Source organism: Streptomyces graminilatus (genome assembly GCF_001418565.1).
Classification (GTDB): domain Bacteria; phylum Actinomycetota; class Actinomycetes; order Streptomycetales; family Streptomycetaceae; genus Streptomyces; species Streptomyces graminilatus.
Window position 1 is genome coordinate 1 of sequence record NZ_LIQQ01000309.1, and the last position, 15,163, is coordinate 15,163.

The following is a 15,163-nucleotide window of genomic DNA, read 5'->3' on the forward strand; positions in this document are numbered from 1 at the left end:
CGAGCAGGTCGACGCGCTGCTGCCGGACAACCCCGACTGCCTGGCCGTCGCCGTCTCCGGGGGCCCGCTGACCGGGATCTCCGACGTCCGCCCGTGCACCCTGGGCGGCCTCGACACCAAGTCCGCCGTGGAACTGCTGGAGCGTTTCACCGGGGCGGTGCGCGTCACCGTGGACCCGCGCTCCGCCGAGGCCCTCGCCGAGGTGTGCCAGGGACAGCCCGCCGCGCTCACGCTGGCCGGCGGCTGGCTCGCGGCCCGGCCCCAGGCCGCCGTCTCCGACCTCGCCAAGCAACTGCACGCCGAGAGCGACGAGGGCACCGCCCTGAGCCGCGTCTTCCGCCTCGTGTACGCCTCCCTGCCCGCCCCGGCCGCCCGGATACTGCGACTGCTCGCCCTGGCCCCCGGCGGCCTCGTCGACCCGCAGACCGCCTCGGCGCTGGCCGGCTGCTCGGTCGGCGGCGCCCGCGCCACCCTGGACGACTTCGTCGCCCTGAGCCTCCTGACGGCCGTGGAGTCGCCCCTGCCGCAGTACGAGGTCCCCGGCTGCCTGCTGCCCCTCCTGCGCCCCCTCGCGGAGTCCCAGGACCGCCCGGCCGAACTCCAGCTCGCCCGGGCCCGGATGCTGGAGCGGACGGTGCGGCTGCTGGTGTCCTGCCGGGCGATCACCGAGACCGACAGCCCGCTGGCCCGCGAGAAGCTCCTGAGCACGCCCGACTCGCTGCGCTTCCCGAACCCGAGGGCGGCGGCGGACTGGCTGGAGATCCGCCGGCCCGCCCTGCTTGCCGCCGCCCGCCTCGCGGTGGCCGACGGGGAGCTGGACACACTGGCCCGCCGCCTGATGTCCGCCCTGGTCAAGGCCATGGTCGCGCACATCGGCACCCAGGCCGCCGCCCCCGATCTGTACGGCATCCACCGCCTCGTCCTCGATGTCGCCGAGCGCCGCGAACTGCCCCGCGAGCGGGCCGCCGCCCTGCTGAACCTCGCCGACCTGGACGCGCGGACCGGCCGTACGAACGACGCGCTGGCCCGCTACCGGGCCGCCCTGGACGCCGGACGCGAGGCGAACGACCCGTACGCGACCGGCCGCGCGATGGAATCCGTAGGGGGCGCACACCAGGAGCTCGGGGACCACGACCGTGCCGCCGACTGGTACGGGCGCGCGCTCGCCCAGCGCCTGGCGCGCGACGAGCGCGAGGACGCCGCCCGGCTGTACGGCCGTATCGCCACCGCGCACACCTACGCGGGCCGCTACGGCGAGGCGCAGCGCAACTGGCGTGCAGCGGTGGCCGGGCACCGCAAGAACGGCGATGTGGCCGCGCACGCACGGGCGTTGAGCGAGCTGGCCCGGGTCCAGGAGTACGCGGGGCGCCCCGAGGAGTCGCTGCGCACCTGCCAGGAGGCGGTGGAGTGGGCGCGCCGCGCGGACGACGTACGGCTCCAGGGGGCGCTCCAGATGCGGCTGGCGGACACGATGGAACACCTCGGCGATCCGGCCGCGGCCCGGCTGCACCGGGGCGTCGCCGAGCGGCTGCTGGCCGGCGAACCGGACCCCCGGGAGGACGAGCCGGGACTCCCCGCAGGTGATCCGGACCTGGAACACCGTGCTAACACCTACGAAATCCGCAGCACATCACTCGAAGATTGATGCATTGAAAGGCTAGACACCGAGAACACCTTCATTAGACTGGCTCTACCGCACCTTCTCCTGCGGTCTCCTGGTGTGCCCCCGCACGTCCGGGTATGTAGTGCTATGCCCCACACCCTCTGAGCCAAGGACCGTGATCGACGTGAAGGTCGGCATCCCCCGCGAGGTCAAGAACAACGAGTTCCGCGTCGCCATCACCCCCGCCGGTGTGCACGAGCTGGTGCGCCACGGCCATGAGGTCGTCATCGAGCGGAACGCCGGTGTCGGCTCCTCGATCACGGACGAGGAGTTCGTGGCCGCCGGCGCGAGCATCCTGCCCACGGCCGACGAGGTGTGGGCCACAGCCGACCTGCTGCTGAAGGTCAAGGAGCCCATCGCCGAGGAGTACCACCGCCTCCGCAAGGACCAGACGCTCTTCACCTACCTGCACCTGGCCGCATCCCGGGAGTGCACCGACGCGCTCCTGGCGTCGGGCACCACGGCGATCGCGTACGAAACCGTCGAACTCCCCAGCCGCGCCCTCCCGTTGCTCGCGCCGATGTCCGAGGTGGCCGGCCGGCTCGCCCCGCAGGTGGGCGCCTACCACCTGATGCGCGCCAACGGCGGCCGTGGTGTCCTCCCGGGCGGTGTCCCGGGTGTGGCGGCCGGCCGGGCCGTCGTCATCGGCGGCGGCGTCTCCGGCTGGAACGCGGCCCAGATCGCCATCGGCATGGGCTTCCACGTCACCCTGCTCGACCGCGACCTCAACAAGCTCAAGGAAGCCGACAGGATCTTCGGTACGAAGATCCAGACCGTCGTCTCCAACGCCTTCGAGCTGGAGAAGGCCTGCCTGGAGGCCGACCTCGTGATCGGCGCCGTGCTGATCCCCGGCGCCAAGGCCCCGAAGCTCGTCACCAACGAACTGGTGTCGCGGATGAAGCCGGGCAGCGTTCTCGTCGACATCGCGATCGACCAGGGCGGCTGCTTCGAGGACTCGCGCCCCACGACCCACGCCGAACCGACCTTCCCGGTCCACGGATCGATCGTCTACTGCGTCGCCAACATGCCCGGCGCGGTCCCCAACACCTCGACCTACGCGCTCACCAACGCCACGCTTCCCTACATCGTGGAGCTGGCCGACCGTGGCTGGGTGGACGCGCTGCGCCGCGATCCCGCGCTCGCCCGGGGCCTCAACACCCATGACGGCAAGGTCGTCTACCGGGAGGTCGCAGAGGCGCACGGGCTGGAGCACGTCGAGTTGGAAACACTGCTCGGCTGACCTTCCCGGCGCCTTCGCGGGTGCTCCCGGTCGACTAAACGACCAAGTCGTCGGCGGGTAAAAGGCGATACGTCAACAGGGCTCGTCAATGCCCCACGCCTGGCCGGACCTTGACCGACAAGGTCCGGCCGGATGTGTGTATGGTCACTTTGCGACACTCGTTCAACTCGCCTCGAACGTAACGCTTCGACCGATTCGCGCACCGGTGAGCCCTGCCGTGCGACGGTCGTACGCCCTTGACAGAGGGATGTTTCATTGCCGACACATCGGGCCCGGTCCGGCGGATTGTGTTGCTGCGAACGGCCGACACGCCATAGAGTCGCCAACCGTCGGCATGGTGCCACGCTGACCTATCGAGAAGTTTCCTGGTCACCAAGGAGGTAAGACGACTTGTGAATGAGTCGACATTTACTCCCGGGGGTGGTCAACCAGGAATGCCGGCGCGGGAATCGGGCCCCGCGGGGCTCGCGGCGGTCGGCTCCGTCGCCGTCCGCACCTTCGCAGCCCATCAGGGTCACCAGATGTCCGGGGTGACCCAGCCAGGACACATGAGCATGGATGGCCATCACGTGAACGCCATGGCCGGCGACGGTAGTGGCGGTGTCCACAACCACTTCGCCGACTACGACGAACTGCCCGACGGGCACTTCTACGACCCCGACGCCGAGTACGAGCCCGATCCGGAGTACGCGGCCACGCTCGCGCCCGACGCGGCCCGTCAGCGCCGTGAGCGCATCGGTCCCACCGGACGCCCGCTGCCGTACTTCCCGATCCCGGGCCCGCTGACCAGTCACGGGCCCGCGACGATCGTCGCGATGTGCAACCAGAAGGGCGGCGTCGGCAAGACGACGTCGACCATCAACCTGGGTGCGGCGCTCGCGGAGTACGGACGCAGGGTCCTGCTGGTCGACTTCGACCCGCAGGGCGCCCTCTCCGTGGGCCTCGGCGTGAACCCGATGGAACTCGACCTCACGGTCTACAACCTGCTCATGGAGCGGGGGATGTCCGCGGACGAGGTCCTGCTCAAGACGGCGGTCCCGAACATGGACCTGCTGCCGAGCAACATCGACCTGTCGGCGGCCGAGGTGCAGCTGGTCTCGGAGGTCGCGCGCGAGTCGACGCTCCAGCGCGCCCTGAAGCCGCTCATGGCCGACTACGACTACATCGTGATCGACTGCCAGCCCTCGCTCGGCCTGCTCACCGTGAACGCCCTCACGGCCGCTCACAAGGTGATAGTGCCGCTGGAGTGCGAGTTCTTCGCGCTGCGCGGTGTCGCCCTGCTGACGGAGACCATCGAGAAGGTCCAGGAGCGGCTGAACCCGGAGCTGGAACTCGACGGGATCCTCGCCACGATGTACGACTCGCGCACGGTGCACAGCCGTGAGGTGCTCGCACGGGTGGTCGAGGCCTTCGACGACCACGTCTACCACACGGTCATCGGACGCACGGTCCGCTTCCCGGAGACCACGGTCGCCGGCGAGCCGATCACCACGTACGCCTCGAACTCCGTCGGTGCCGCCGCCTATCGCCAGCTCGCCAGGGAGGTGCTCGCCCGGTGTCACGCCGAGTGAGTCTGCCGGGGGCCGACGAACTGTTCCGTACCACCGGGGGCATGGCGCTCCAGTCGTCCACCCCCAGGCGCCAGCCGGGCGGCGAGCCCCGCGTGCCGGGTCCCGCCGGGGAGAGCGACCCGGCCGCCGCGGACGACGCGCCGCACTCGGTGCCCGTCCAGGGCGGTGACGGCGACGGTGACGAGCATGTCGCCACCGGCGCGGACCAGCCGGGCGCCGGTGAGTCGCGCAGCCGGGGCGCCGTAGCGGAGCGTCCCGTGCGGCGCCCGGGCGAGCAGGAAGGTTCTGCCTCCGGGCAGCAGGGGCCGTCGCCGCAGTCGGTCTCGGCGTCCCGCAAGCGCGGCCGGGCCCCCTCGCGGCGGCCCAGCGGGCGTGAGCGGCACGACGAGAAGATCACGGTGTACGTCTCCGCCGAGGAACTGATGGACCTGGAGCACGCGCGTCTGGTGCTTCGGGGCGAGCACGGCCTCGCGGTCGACCGCGGACGGATCGTGCGCGAGGCGGTCGCGGTGGTCCTCGCGGATCTCGAGTCCCGTGGGGACGCGAGCATCCTCGTACGACGGTTGCGCGGGCGCTAGCGGTAGCCTGCGAGGGCGATGACCTCGAACGACGCCCCTGCCCCCGCCCCCGGCTCCGCCGGCCGTCGGCGTGTGCTGGGGCGGGGACCGGGCGCCCCGGCGGCACCGGAGCCCCCGGTTCCATCGGTTCCATCGGTTCCATCGACGGAACCCGAGCCCGAACCCGGACTCGAACCTGTATCTGAGCCCGAGCCTGAGCCCGAGCCGGAACCCGCTTCCGAACCCGCCTCCGCCCCCGAACCCGATGACGGGGTCTTCAAGGTCCGGCTCGCCAACTTCGAGGGGCCGTTCGATCTCCTCCTCCAGTTGATCTCCAGGCACCGGCTCGACGTCACCGAGGTCGCCCTCTCCAAGGTGACCGACGAGTTCATGGCGCACATCAGGGCCATGGGGCCGGACTGGGACCTCGACCAGACGACCGAGTTCCTGGTCGTCGCGGCCACCCTGTTGGACCTGAAGGCCGCGCGGCTGCTGCCCGCCGCCGAGGTCGAGGACGAGGCGGACCTGGCCCTGCTGGAGGCGCGCGACCTGCTGTTCGCGCGGCTGCTCCAGTACCGCGCGTACAAACAGGTCGCCGACATCCTCAGCCGCCGCCTCGACGACGAGGCCCGCCGCTATCCCCGTACCGTCGGACTCGAACCGCACCACGCCGAGCTGCTGCCCGAGGTCGTGATCAGCATCGGGGCGGAGGGGTTCGCCAAGCTCGCCGTGCGGGCGATGCAGCCGAAGCCAAGGCCGCAGGTGTACGTCGACCACATCCACGCGCCCCTGGTGAGCGTGCAGGAGCAGGCCCGGATCGTGGTCGCGCGGCTGCGGGAGTCCGGCGAGGCCACCTTCCAGGACCTCGTCGAGGACACCGAGGACACGCTGACCGTCGTCGCGCGCTTCCTGGCCCTGCTGGAGCTGTACCGGGAGAAGGCCGTCACCCTGGACCAGGAGACCGCCCTCGGGGAGCTGGTGGTGCGCTGGACGGGCGGGGAGGACGACCGGGAGCCGACGGTCACCGACGAGTTCGACCGGCCGCCGGAGCCGGAGAAGCCAGGGAAGGACGAGAAGGCGTGAGCGAGGAGACCAACGAGGTGCAGGCGGGGCCGCGGACCGTCGCCGATCTCGATCTCGGGCCCGCCCTGGAGGCCGTCCTCATGGTCGTGGACGAACCCGCGACCGAGGAACACCTCGCGAAGATCCTCCAGCGGCCCCGGCGGCAGATCGCGGACGCCCTGCGCGCGCTGGCCGACGAGTACACCGTCCAGGGACGCGGATTCGAGCTGCGGCTCATCGCGGGCGGCTGGCGTTTCTACTCCCGGCCCGAGTACGCGGCGGCCGTCGAGGGCTTCGTACTGGACGGGCAGCAGGCCCGGCTCACCCAGGCGGCGCTGGAGACGCTGGCGGTCGTCGCGTACCGGCAGCCGGTCAGCCGCAGCCGGGTCTCGGCCGTCCGCGGAGTCAACTGCGACGGGGTCATGCGGACCCTGTTGCAGCGCGGTCTGGTCCAGGAGGCGGGCACGGAACCCGAAACAGGTGCGATCCTGTACACGACGACGAACCACTTCCTGGAGCGGATGGGCCTGCGAGGCCTGGACGAACTCCCGGAGCTCGCACCCTTCCTTCCGGAGGCGGACGCGATCGAGGCCGAGACGCAGGAAGGTGTTCCGTCGTTCGATCCGGATGCTCCCGATGCTCCGGGTGCAGACGACGCAGACGACCAGACGGAATTTTGATGCGAAGCAGCGGTAGCGGTAGCGGTGGCGGCAAGAGTGGTGGCGGGCGCGGTAACTCTCGCGGCGCCGACAGCGGCGGGGGCGACAGGCGGGGCCAGGGTCAGGGCCAAGGTCGTGGCCAGGGTCAGGGTCGTGGTCAGGGACCGGCCGCGGGTCGCGGCCAGGGCTCGGGTCAGGGGCGCGGTCAGGGACCTGCTCAGGGTCGTGGTCAGGGCTCGGGTCAGGGCTCGGGTCAGGGCCAGGCCCAAGGGCGTCCCAGCAAGCCGCGCCCCGAGGAGCGTCGCTACGACGTAGGTCCGGCCGCGACCCCGGACGGTCCGAAGTCCGGGCGCGGTGCCTCCGCGCGCGGGGGTGCCAAGGGCGGGCCCCGGCAGGGTCAGAGCAGCAGCGGCACCGGACGCGGGCGCTGGGCGCCGGCCACCTCCCGTGAGTACGACGCGCGGGCCGAGGAGCGCAACCGGGAGCGGTACGCCAACAAGAAGGACGTCCAGCTGCCGAAGACCTTCCCGGGCGCCGAGCAGGAGGGCGAGCGCCTGCAGAAGATCCTGGCGCGCGCGGGCTACGGTTCCCGGCGGTCCTGCGAGGAGCTGATCGAGCAGTCGCGCGTCGAGGTCAACGGCGAGATCGTCGTCGAGCAGGGGCTGCGTGTCGACCCCGAGAACGACGAGATCAAGGTCGACGGGCTGACGGTGGCCACGCAGTCGTACCAGTTCTTCTCGCTGAACAAGCCCGCGGGCGTCGTCTCCACGATGGAGGACAACGAGGGCCGGCAGTGCCTCGGCGACTACGTGACGAACCGCGAGACGCGCCTCTTCCACGTCGGACGGCTCGACACCGAGACCGAGGGCGTCATCCTGCTCACCAACCACGGCGAGCTGGCACACCGCCTGACGCACCCCAAGTACGGCGTGAAGAAGGTCTACCTCGCGCACATCGTGGGCCCGATCCCGCGCGACCTGGGCAAGAAGCTCAAGGACGGCATCCAGCTCGAGGACGGGTACGCGCGTGCGGACCACTTCCGCGTCGTCGAGCAGACCGGCAAGAACTACCTGGTGGAGGTCACCCTCCACGAGGGCCGCAAGCACATCGTGCGCCGCATGCTCGCGGAGGCCGGCTTCCCGGTCGACAAGCTGGTGCGCGTCTCCTTCGGCCCGATCACCCTGGGCGACCAGAAGTCGGGCTGGCTGCGCCGCCTGTCCAACACGGAGGTCGGCATGCTGATGAAGGAAGTCGATCTGTAGGCACACCGGGTACTCGGGTACGCGGTTGACCACTCGCGCTGCTCGGGTGCTCGTACGGGCGGCCGGTTCCGGAACTTTTCCGGGACCGGCCGCTTTTGTCTGCCAGGAGGGCCGCCGGCGTGTTCACGTGCGCGCTGGAGGGGGTGCGACGGCCGTCCCGGTATCTCCGGGCCTCCAGGCCCCTCCCGGGCGCCTGAGGGGCCGCTGAGGGGCTTTTGGCGTATGGGAGTCGTCAAGAAGGTTGTGCGGGAGGTCCGCGCTCTTTATAGTCGGTATGACTATTGGTCATGTTGACTATAAAGAGTGGTCGGGGGAGAGCGGGGATGACCGCACCTGTGAACGGAGCGGCACGGGGCCGGGCCCCCGAGGGCTACGACAAGTACGCCTTCGAACCCTTCGCCGTCACCGTCGATCTGGCCGTCCTGACCCTCCGCGCGGGCGCCCTGCACGTGCTGCTCGTCGAGCGCGGTCACGAGCCGTACGCCGGCCGCTGGGCGCTGCCCGGCGGGTTCGTCCTGCCCCACGAGTCGGCGGAAGAGGCGGCCCGGCGTGAACTCGCCGAGGAGACCGGCCTGTCGGACGTTTCCGGGCTCCGTCTGGAGCAGTTGCGCACCTACAGCCAACCCGACCGCGACCCGAGGATGCGGGTCGTGTCCGTGGCCTTCGCCGCGCTGCTCCCGGACGCGCCCGAACCGCACGGCGGCGGGGACGCGGCGCAGGCCCAGTGGCTGCGGTACAACGCGCTCGGGCCGCTCGCCTTCGACCACGACCGCATCCTGGCCGACGCCCACGACAGGATCGGCGCCAAGCTGGAGTACTCCTGCATCGCGACCGCCTTCTGCCCACCCGAGTTCACCCTCGGCGAGCTGCGGCAGGTCTACGAGACCGTCTGGGGCACCGCGCTCGACCCGCCCAACTTCCGCCGCAAGGTGCTGGCCACCCCGGGCTTCGTCGAACCCGTACCGGGCGCCGCGCGGCTCACCGGCGGCCGGGGCAAGCCCGCCGCGCTGTACCGCGCGGGCACCGCGGACACCCTGCACCCGCCGCTGCTGCGCCCGAGCACATCGGTGTCGCCCGCCTCGCCCCCGTCGTCCCCCTCCCCAACGACCTCCGCTTCGACACCGTCACCGGAAGGACGCCCCGCATGACCACCACGACCGTCAGGAAGCGCGCTGCCAGTGGGGCGTTGATCGGGCTCGCGCTCGGTGACGCCCTGGGCTTCCCGACCGAGTTCAAGGACATCCCCTCCATCCTCACCACGCACGGCCCCTGGCAGCGGATGGAACTGCCCAAGCCGGCGATCGTCACCGACGACACCCAGATGACGCTGGCGCTCGCCCACGGGCTGCGTACGGCCATGGACCGGGGGCTGCTCACCCCGCTGCGGATGGAACGGCCGGTGCGCGAGGAGTTCGTGAACTGGTTCCAGTCGCCGGACAACAACCGGGCGCCCGGCCGCACCTGTCTCGTCGCCTGCAACCTGCTCAAGAAAGAGCGGCTGCCCTGGCAGGAGGCCAGCCAGATCGACTCCAAGGGCTGCGGCGCCAACATGCGCGTGGCACCCGTGGGCCTGGCCCCGGGCCTGAGCGACGAACAGCGCGCGGGAGCCGCCCAGTTGCAGGCCGCGTTCACCCACGGACACCCCACGGCCCTGGCCGCGTCCGACCTCACCGCGCACGCCGTACGACTGCTCGCCCAGGGCGCCGACCCGGCCGGGCTGGTGACCCTGCTGCGCACGTACGCGCACGAGAACCGCACCCGCTACTACCACCGCTGGCTGGGCGACCTGTGGACGTACAGCCACGATCCCAGCCCCGAGCACTTCATCGCGCGCGGCTGGGACGAGTGCCTGGCGATCCTGGACCGGCTCCAGTACGCCGTCCGCACCGCCTCGCCCGAGGACGACCCCTGCCTCGCCACCGGCGCCGGCTGGATTGCCGAAGAGGCCCTGGCGACCGGTCTGCTGTGCTTCCTGCTCTTCCCCGGCGAGCCCCTCACGGCCCTGCGCCGCGCCGCCTGCACCTCCGGCGACTCGGACTCGATCGCCTGCCTGACGGGCGCCTTCGCCGGCGCTCACCACGGCACCGACGCCTGGCCGACCAGCTGGGCCGACCGCATCGAGTACGGGGGTGACCTGCAGACACTGGGCGCGCTCTGGGACTCTTGACGGATGAACGACGCGCGGGCCCTCGCCGACCTCCCGGATCTCGACCTGACCTCGGTGGTCGCCGAGCAGCCCGACCCGGTGCTGTTCGCCACCGTCTCGGGCGCCCACCTCTACGGCTTCCCGTCCCGCGACTCGGACGTGGACCTCCGGGGCGTCCATCTGCTGCCGGCCGCCGATCTCGTCGGGCTGCGGGAACCGGAGGAGACCCGGTCGCGGATGTGGGTGCGGGACGGTGTCGAGCTGGACCTCGTCACCCACGATCTGCGCAAGTTCGTACGGCTGATGCTGCGCCGCAACGGCTATGTGCTGGAGCAGTTGCTGTCCCCGCTGGTCGTGCACACGACCGACACGCACCGGGAACTCGCCGAACTCGCCCCCGGAGTCCTCACGAGTCACCACGCCCACCATTACAGGGGCTTCGCGGTGACACAGTGGCGGCTCTTCGAGAACAGCGGTGAACTCAAGCCGCTGCTCTACACCTTCCGTGTGCTGCTCACCGGTATCCACCTGATGCGCGGCGGCGGGGTCCAGGCTCATCTGCCCACGCTCGTCGGGGAGATCGGCGAGGCGCCCGCGTATCTGCCGGAGCTGGTCGCGGCCAAGGCCGAGCGGGAGCACGGGGCGGCCGGGGTCGAGCACGCGCGCGTGGCGGGCGATGTGGAGCGCCTGCACCGCGTACTGGACGAGGCGCAGGCCGCCTCAGGGCTGCCGGACGCCCCCGCCGCGCACGACGCCCTGCACGACTTCGTCGTACGGGTCCGGCTGGCGGGCTGACGCGCGGCGGGCGCGGATCAGGAAGTCCTCGACGCGTCGGTGGTCCGGTTCGCCGGGGAGCGGACTGCGGTGGGACGCCTCCTCGGCCTCCGCCGCGAGGCGGTTCATCCGGGACTCGACCTCGGCCCACGGCACCTCGCCCCGCTTGACCGCCAGCAGCGACTCGCGTTCGTCGCCGACGTCGATCGTCAGCGTGCCCGTGCGCAGCAGGTCGCGGCAGCTCACCAGGAGGCGCAGCAGATGCATCGCGTGCTTCCAGCGCGGGGCGCCGTGGACGCGGATGTCGGCCTCCAGCTTCTTGTGCTGGCCGAGGGCGTACCGCGCGAACGTCTCGTGCGCCTGGCGGGAGAGGAACGCCCCGCGCAGGGCCAGGAGTTCGCGGCCGGTGTCGTCCACGTACTCCACGAGAGGGGAGTGGAGGCACTCCAGGATGTTCGGGTTGGCCCGCAGAGCCAGCGCGCAGAAGCGTTCCAGCTCCCAGCTGAACTGCTCCTCCGCCGGGCCCTCCACATGCGTGGGCGGCTTCTCGAAACGCCAGAACAGGGGAGTGGGCGCGAGGAACACCCCGCGCCGGTCCGTGTCGCTGCCGTCCGTCGCCAGACCGAAGGCCCGCGAACCCATCACGCACGCGTAGACCGTGTGGTCGCGGACCAGGGCTTCGGCGGTGGGATGGGGGCGCATTCCGGGAGCGTACGCGGGAACCTCACGCCAGGCTGATCGAATTTCCCGTCACCGTGATCTTCTTCGCGGCCAGCGGCTGGGTGGCCGGCGGGTTCGCCACCGAACCGTCCGTGATGTGGAACTTGCTGCCATGGCAGGTGCAGTTGATGGTGCCGTCGCTGACGTTGGCCACGGGGCACTGCTGGTGCGTGCAGATCGATGTGAAGGCCTTGAACTCGCCCTCCTTGGGCTGCGTCACCACGACCTGCTCGTCCTTGAAGATCTTGCCGCCGCCGACCGGGATCTCGGCCGTCGTGGTCAGCTCCTGTCCGGGGGAACCGGCGGACACCGACGACGACTTGTCGCCGTACTCGGTGCATCCCGCCGTGAGGGCCGCCGCGCCCGTCACGAGGAGGACCGTGCGTCGCGTCGGGCCTTGCGTCATGTCGTCACTCCGAAGTTGCGGAAGAACCAGAGGGCTGAGGTGAGCCAGAGCACCGTCAGGACGGTGAAGACCAGTCCGCCCACGACCGGCAGCAGCCAGTTGGGCAGCCGGTCCCAGCGAAGCAGCAGCATCTTCGCACTGAAAACGCCGAAGAAGAAGCAACCCAGGAGGGAGTGCCACATCACTCGCGAATCGTAGGTTTGATATCCGAAAGCGTAGAGACAGTGCACCGCCACCGGAACCGCCACCAGGAACGCGATCCGCCCCGACCAGCGGTGCAGTGTCGACGACCAGCTCGGGCCCGGCAGCTTCCCGTACATCATCAGCGCCGACACGACCTGGACGAGCGCGAAGCCGAACGCCGTCGTCGCGAGCCAGGACTTCACCGCGCCCGTGCTGCTGAACCCGGCCAGGTTGAAGGCGGTGCCCCGCGGGTCGTGGACCTTGCCGTACACCCCCAGGCCCACCGCCACCGCGGCGGCGACGAGCGCCGGGACGAGATAGCGGGCGGCGCTCGGGCCGCCGGGGGCAGGCGGGCGCGGCGGGAAACTCTGGGTGGCGGCGTTCGGGTCCACGGTCATGTTCGGCTCCCTGTGAGGAGTAAGGACAAGGAGGTGGGGAGCGGGGTGTCAGGGGGTGACCGGGCGGGCCGTGAGCCGCTCGCCGTCGATGGTCACCGTGCCCGTCTCCGGGTCGATTCGGGGCGCGGGGGAGGGCTTGCCGTCGCGGGTGAGGATGCCGACCTGCTTCCCGGTCGGCAGCACGATCCAGCCGCCATCGATCCTGGCGTTCCGTACGGTCGCGGTCGCCCGCCACAGCCCGGACGGCTTGACCGCCCTGTCCGCGGTGAAGGCGTAGTGCCCGCCCTCGATGTCGACCGTGCCGCGGATGCTCCCGCCCTTGAGGACGCCGTTCAGTACGGAGCCGCCCTCGCCGCTGAGCTTCATGGAACCGTCGCCCTCGACAGCGCCCTTCAGCCACGACTCCTTGTCGTGGCCGTCGCAGAAGTACGCGATCGCCCTGCCGTCGCGCAGCGAGACCGACACGGCGGAGGAGTCGTCGTCCGTACGGCCCGCGTAGTTCGCGTTCGGCACGGGCGCCTTCGTGGGCGTGGGTGTGGGCGAGGGCGCGGGTGACGGGGGTGCCTTCGAGGCTGTGGGGGCCGGGGACGGTGACACCTTGTAGCCGGGTGAGTCCGCCTTGGACGTCGACGCCGGCTTCGTCCCGGTCGTCGAGTTGAGCGACAGCATGAACACGGCCAACAACAGGCCGGCGAGCAGTGTGAAAAGCGGTCCGGTGCGCTTCATCGAGCCTCCCCCGAGGCGAGCTTCCTGCCATGAGAGCGGACTCCCGCCCCCGCGTCCAGGGCGCACGGGCGTGTTCGCGCTCCAACTAGCGGATTGGGGCGAATCGGGTGACATTGACAAAGTCCGACGCGAGCTGCGGGGCGCGTCTCAGCGGGCGGGCGCCGCGCGACCGTTGCGTGCGGGCTGACTAGGCTGGACGTACCAATATCTACATCCACATGCGGAACGCAGATCAGCGAGGAGCATCACCGTGGCGGTACGAGCGGTCCGGGGCGCCGTCCAACTGGATCGGGACGAGGCCGGGCACATGGACGAGCGGGTCAGCGAGCTGCTCACCGCGGTCCTGGAACGCAACAGCCTCACCGCGGACGACCTGATCAGCGTCTGGTTCACGGCCACCCCCGACCTGCACAGCGACTTCCCGGCCGCCGCGGCCCGCAAGCTCGGCATCGTCGACGTACCGCTGATCTGCGCCCAGGAACTGGACATCGAGGGCGCGATGCCACGCGTGGTCCGGCTCCTCGCGCACATCGAGTCCGACCTGCCCCGCGCCGACATCGCGCACGTCTACCTCGGTGCCGCCGCCGGCCTGCGCAAGGACATCGCCCAGTGAGAACCGCACTCGTCATCGGCACGGGCCTCATCGGTACGTCCGCCGCGCTCGCCCTCGCCTCACGCGGCGTCGTCGTCCACCTCGCCGACCACGACCCCGAGCAGGCCCGTACGGCGTCCGCGCTGGGCGCCGGTACGGACGAGGCGCCCGAGGGGCCCGTCGACCTCGCGATCATCGCCGCACCGCCCGCGCACGTGGCCGCCACCCTCGCCGGCGCCATGCGCCGCGGTGTCGCGCGCGGCTACCTCGACGTGGCCAGCGTCAAGGGCGGTCCGCGCCGCGAGCTGGAGGCACTGGGCCTCGACCTGACCTCGTACATCGGCTCGCACCCCATGTCCGGCCGGGAGAAGTCCGGCCCGCTGGCCGCGACCGGCGACCTCTTCGAGGGCCGCCCCTGGGTGCTGACGCCGACCCGGGACACCGACACCGAGGTGCTCAACCTCGCCCTCGAACTGGTCTCGCACTGCCGGGCCGTCCCCGTCGTCATGGACGCCGACGCCCACGACCGTGCCGTGGCCCTCGTCTCCCACATGCCCCACCTGGTCTCCAGCATGGTCGCCGCGCGGCTGGAGAACGCGGAGGAGGCTGCCGTACGGCTGTGCGGGCAGGGCATCCGGGACGTGACCCGCATCGCCGCGTCCGACCCCGGCATGTGGATCGACATCCTCTCCGCCAACCCCGGGCCGGTCGCCGACCTCCTCACCGACGTCGCCGCCGACCTGGAGGAGACGGTCCGGGCCCTGCGCTCCCTTCAGTCCTCCGACGAGGACAAGCGCCGCGAGGGCGTCACCGGGGTCGAGGACGTCCTGCGGCGCGGGAACGCCGGGCAGGTCCGGGTGCCCGGCAAGCACGGGTCCGCTCCGCTGGTCTACGAGGTCGTGGCCGTCCTCATCGACGACCAGCCCGGCCAGCTCGCCCGGATCTTCGCCGACGCGGGGCGGGCGGGCGTCAACATCGAGGACGTACGGATCGAGCACGCCACGGGGCAGCAGGCCGGGCTTGTGCAGTTGATGGTGCAGCCGGAGGCGGCGCCCGTGCTGAGCGCTGCGCTGCGGGAGCGGGGTTGGGCGATCCGGCAGTAGGGGGTGCGCCGCCGTTGCTGGGGGCTCCGCCCCCAGACCCCCGATCGGCCCTGAAGGGGACTCGTCCTCAATCTCCCCCGGAGGGGGGACCCCCAACGGGC

At 71.2% G+C, this 15,163-nt stretch carries 16 protein-coding genes; 12 read left to right on the plus strand and 4 right to left on the minus strand.

The window, feature by feature from the left end; genetic code table 11:
• The 10 genes from AOK08_RS25375 to AOK08_RS25420 all read left to right on the plus strand — a co-directional run.
• Positions 1-1,645 (plus strand): tetratricopeptide repeat protein (locus AOK08_RS25375; protein ID WP_055530196.1); only part of this gene is annotated, 1,645 nt, incomplete at its 5' end.
• 142 nt (positions 1,646-1,787) lie between these two features.
• Positions 1,788-2,903 (plus strand): alanine dehydrogenase, encoded by a 1,116-nt coding sequence (gene ald / locus AOK08_RS25380; protein WP_055530234.1) that lies wholly within the window; start codon positions 1,788-1,790, stop codon positions 2,901-2,903.
• 434 nt (positions 2,904-3,337) lie between these two features.
• The gene (locus tag AOK08_RS25385; RefSeq protein WP_055530198.1) at positions 3,338-4,474 is read left to right on the plus strand and encodes a ParA family protein; all 1,137 of its coding nucleotides are present in this window, start codon (positions 3,338-3,340) and stop codon (positions 4,472-4,474) included.
• Complete coding sequence (locus tag AOK08_RS25390) at positions 4,459-5,052, plus strand: hypothetical protein (protein WP_079054257.1); 594 nt, start codon at positions 4,459-4,461, stop codon at positions 5,050-5,052. Before AOK08_RS25385 ends, AOK08_RS25390 begins: the two co-directional genes overlap by 16 nt.
• 18 nt (positions 5,053-5,070) lie before the next feature.
• Complete coding sequence (locus tag AOK08_RS25395; protein ID WP_055530202.1) at positions 5,071-6,114, plus strand: segregation and condensation protein A; 1,044 nt, start codon at positions 5,071-5,073, stop codon at positions 6,112-6,114.
• On the plus strand, positions 6,111-6,773 hold the full coding sequence (gene scpB, locus AOK08_RS25400) for an SMC-Scp complex subunit ScpB (RefSeq protein ID WP_055530204.1): 663 nt from the start codon (positions 6,111-6,113) through the stop codon (positions 6,771-6,773). Before AOK08_RS25395 ends, scpB begins: the two co-directional genes overlap by 4 nt.
• Complete coding sequence (locus AOK08_RS25405; RefSeq protein WP_055530207.1) at positions 6,773-8,014, plus strand: pseudouridine synthase; 1,242 nt, start codon at positions 6,773-6,775, stop codon at positions 8,012-8,014. The genes scpB and AOK08_RS25405 overlap by 1 nt, the downstream gene beginning before the upstream one ends.
• Before the next feature lie 323 nt (positions 8,015-8,337).
• Positions 8,338-9,162 (plus strand): NUDIX hydrolase, encoded by an 825-nt coding sequence (locus AOK08_RS25410; protein WP_055530209.1) that lies wholly within the window; start codon positions 8,338-8,340, stop codon positions 9,160-9,162.
• Complete coding sequence (locus tag AOK08_RS25415; RefSeq protein WP_055530211.1) at positions 9,159-10,181, plus strand: ADP-ribosylglycohydrolase family protein; 1,023 nt, start codon at positions 9,159-9,161, stop codon at positions 10,179-10,181. The genes AOK08_RS25410 and AOK08_RS25415 overlap by 4 nt, the downstream gene beginning before the upstream one ends.
• 3 nt (positions 10,182-10,184) lie before the next feature.
• Positions 10,185-10,955, plus strand: coding sequence for a nucleotidyltransferase domain-containing protein (locus tag AOK08_RS25420; RefSeq protein WP_055530213.1), 771 nt, complete (start codon positions 10,185-10,187; stop codon positions 10,953-10,955).
• On the opposite strand, the gene AOK08_RS25425 is transcribed toward AOK08_RS25420, so the two are convergent.
• From AOK08_RS25425 to AOK08_RS25440, 4 genes are read right to left on the minus strand one after another with little or no spacing between them, the layout of a single operon-like run.
• The gene (locus AOK08_RS25425) at positions 10,881-11,636 is read right to left on the minus strand and encodes a nucleotidyltransferase domain-containing protein (protein WP_055530215.1); all 756 of its coding nucleotides are present in this window, start codon (positions 11,634-11,636) and stop codon (positions 10,881-10,883) included. The genes AOK08_RS25420 and AOK08_RS25425 overlap by 75 nt on opposite strands.
• Before the next feature lie 22 nt (positions 11,637-11,658).
• Entirely contained in the window at positions 11,659-12,060 is a 402-nt protein-coding gene (locus tag AOK08_RS25430; RefSeq protein ID WP_055530223.1) for a Rieske (2Fe-2S) protein, read from the minus strand.
• Positions 12,057-12,641 carry a DUF6529 family protein gene (locus AOK08_RS25435; protein WP_055530226.1) on the minus strand — a complete coding sequence of 195 codons (585 nt, stop codon included), beginning with the start codon at positions 12,639-12,641 and terminating at the stop codon, positions 12,057-12,059. Before AOK08_RS25435 ends, AOK08_RS25430 begins: the two co-directional genes overlap by 4 nt.
• A 48-nt stretch (positions 12,642-12,689) precedes the next feature.
• Positions 12,690-13,367 (minus strand): hypothetical protein, encoded by a 678-nt coding sequence (locus tag AOK08_RS25440; RefSeq protein ID WP_055530228.1) that lies wholly within the window; start codon positions 13,365-13,367, stop codon positions 12,690-12,692.
• Positions 13,368-13,617: 250 nt separating this feature from the next.
• Here AOK08_RS25440 and aroH point away from each other — a divergent pair, with 250 nt between their 5' ends.
• Together aroH and AOK08_RS25450 are read left to right on the plus strand one after the other, a co-directional pair.
• Positions 13,618-13,980: a chorismate mutase gene (gene aroH / locus AOK08_RS25445; protein ID WP_055530230.1), complete on the plus strand. Its 363-nt coding sequence runs from the start codon at positions 13,618-13,620 to the stop codon at positions 13,978-13,980.
• Positions 13,977-15,062, plus strand: coding sequence for a prephenate dehydrogenase (locus AOK08_RS25450; protein ID WP_055530232.1), 1,086 nt, complete (start codon positions 13,977-13,979; stop codon positions 15,060-15,062). The genes aroH and AOK08_RS25450 overlap by 4 nt, the downstream gene beginning before the upstream one ends.
• Positions 15,063-15,163: the final 101 nt, after the last annotated feature.

What these genes read in the sequence shown, in the direction of transcription:
- AOK08_RS25385 (WP_055530198.1), top strand. Translation starts at nt 3,338, where the DNA reads ATGCCGGCGCGGGAATCGGGCCCCGCGGGGCTCGCGGCGGTCGGCTCC.
- AOK08_RS25395 (WP_055530202.1), top strand. Translation starts at nt 5,071, where the DNA reads ATGACCTCGAACGACGCCCCTGCCCCCGCCCCCGGCTCCGCCGGCCGT.
- AOK08_RS25405 (WP_055530207.1), top strand. Translation starts at nt 6,773, where the DNA reads ATGCGAAGCAGCGGTAGCGGTAGCGGTGGCGGCAAGAGTGGTGGCGGG.
- AOK08_RS25410 (WP_055530209.1), top strand. Translation starts at nt 8,338, where the DNA reads ATGACCGCACCTGTGAACGGAGCGGCACGGGGCCGGGCCCCCGAGGGC.
- AOK08_RS25415 (WP_055530211.1), top strand. Translation starts at nt 9,159, where the DNA reads ATGACCACCACGACCGTCAGGAAGCGCGCTGCCAGTGGGGCGTTGATC.
- AOK08_RS25420 (WP_055530213.1), top strand. Translation starts at nt 10,185, where the DNA reads ATGAACGACGCGCGGGCCCTCGCCGACCTCCCGGATCTCGACCTGACC.
- AOK08_RS25425 (WP_055530215.1), bottom strand. Translation starts at nt 11,636, where the DNA reads ATGCGCCCCCATCCCACCGCCGAAGCCCTGGTCCGCGACCACACGGTC.
- AOK08_RS25430 (WP_055530223.1), bottom strand. Translation starts at nt 12,060, where the DNA reads ATGACGCAAGGCCCGACGCGACGCACGGTCCTCCTCGTGACGGGCGCG.
- AOK08_RS25435 (WP_055530226.1), bottom strand. Translation starts at nt 12,641, where the DNA reads ATGACCGTGGACCCGAACGCCGCCACCCAGAGTTTCCCGCCGCGCCCG.
- AOK08_RS25440 (WP_055530228.1), bottom strand. Translation starts at nt 13,367, where the DNA reads ATGAAGCGCACCGGACCGCTTTTCACACTGCTCGCCGGCCTGTTGTTG.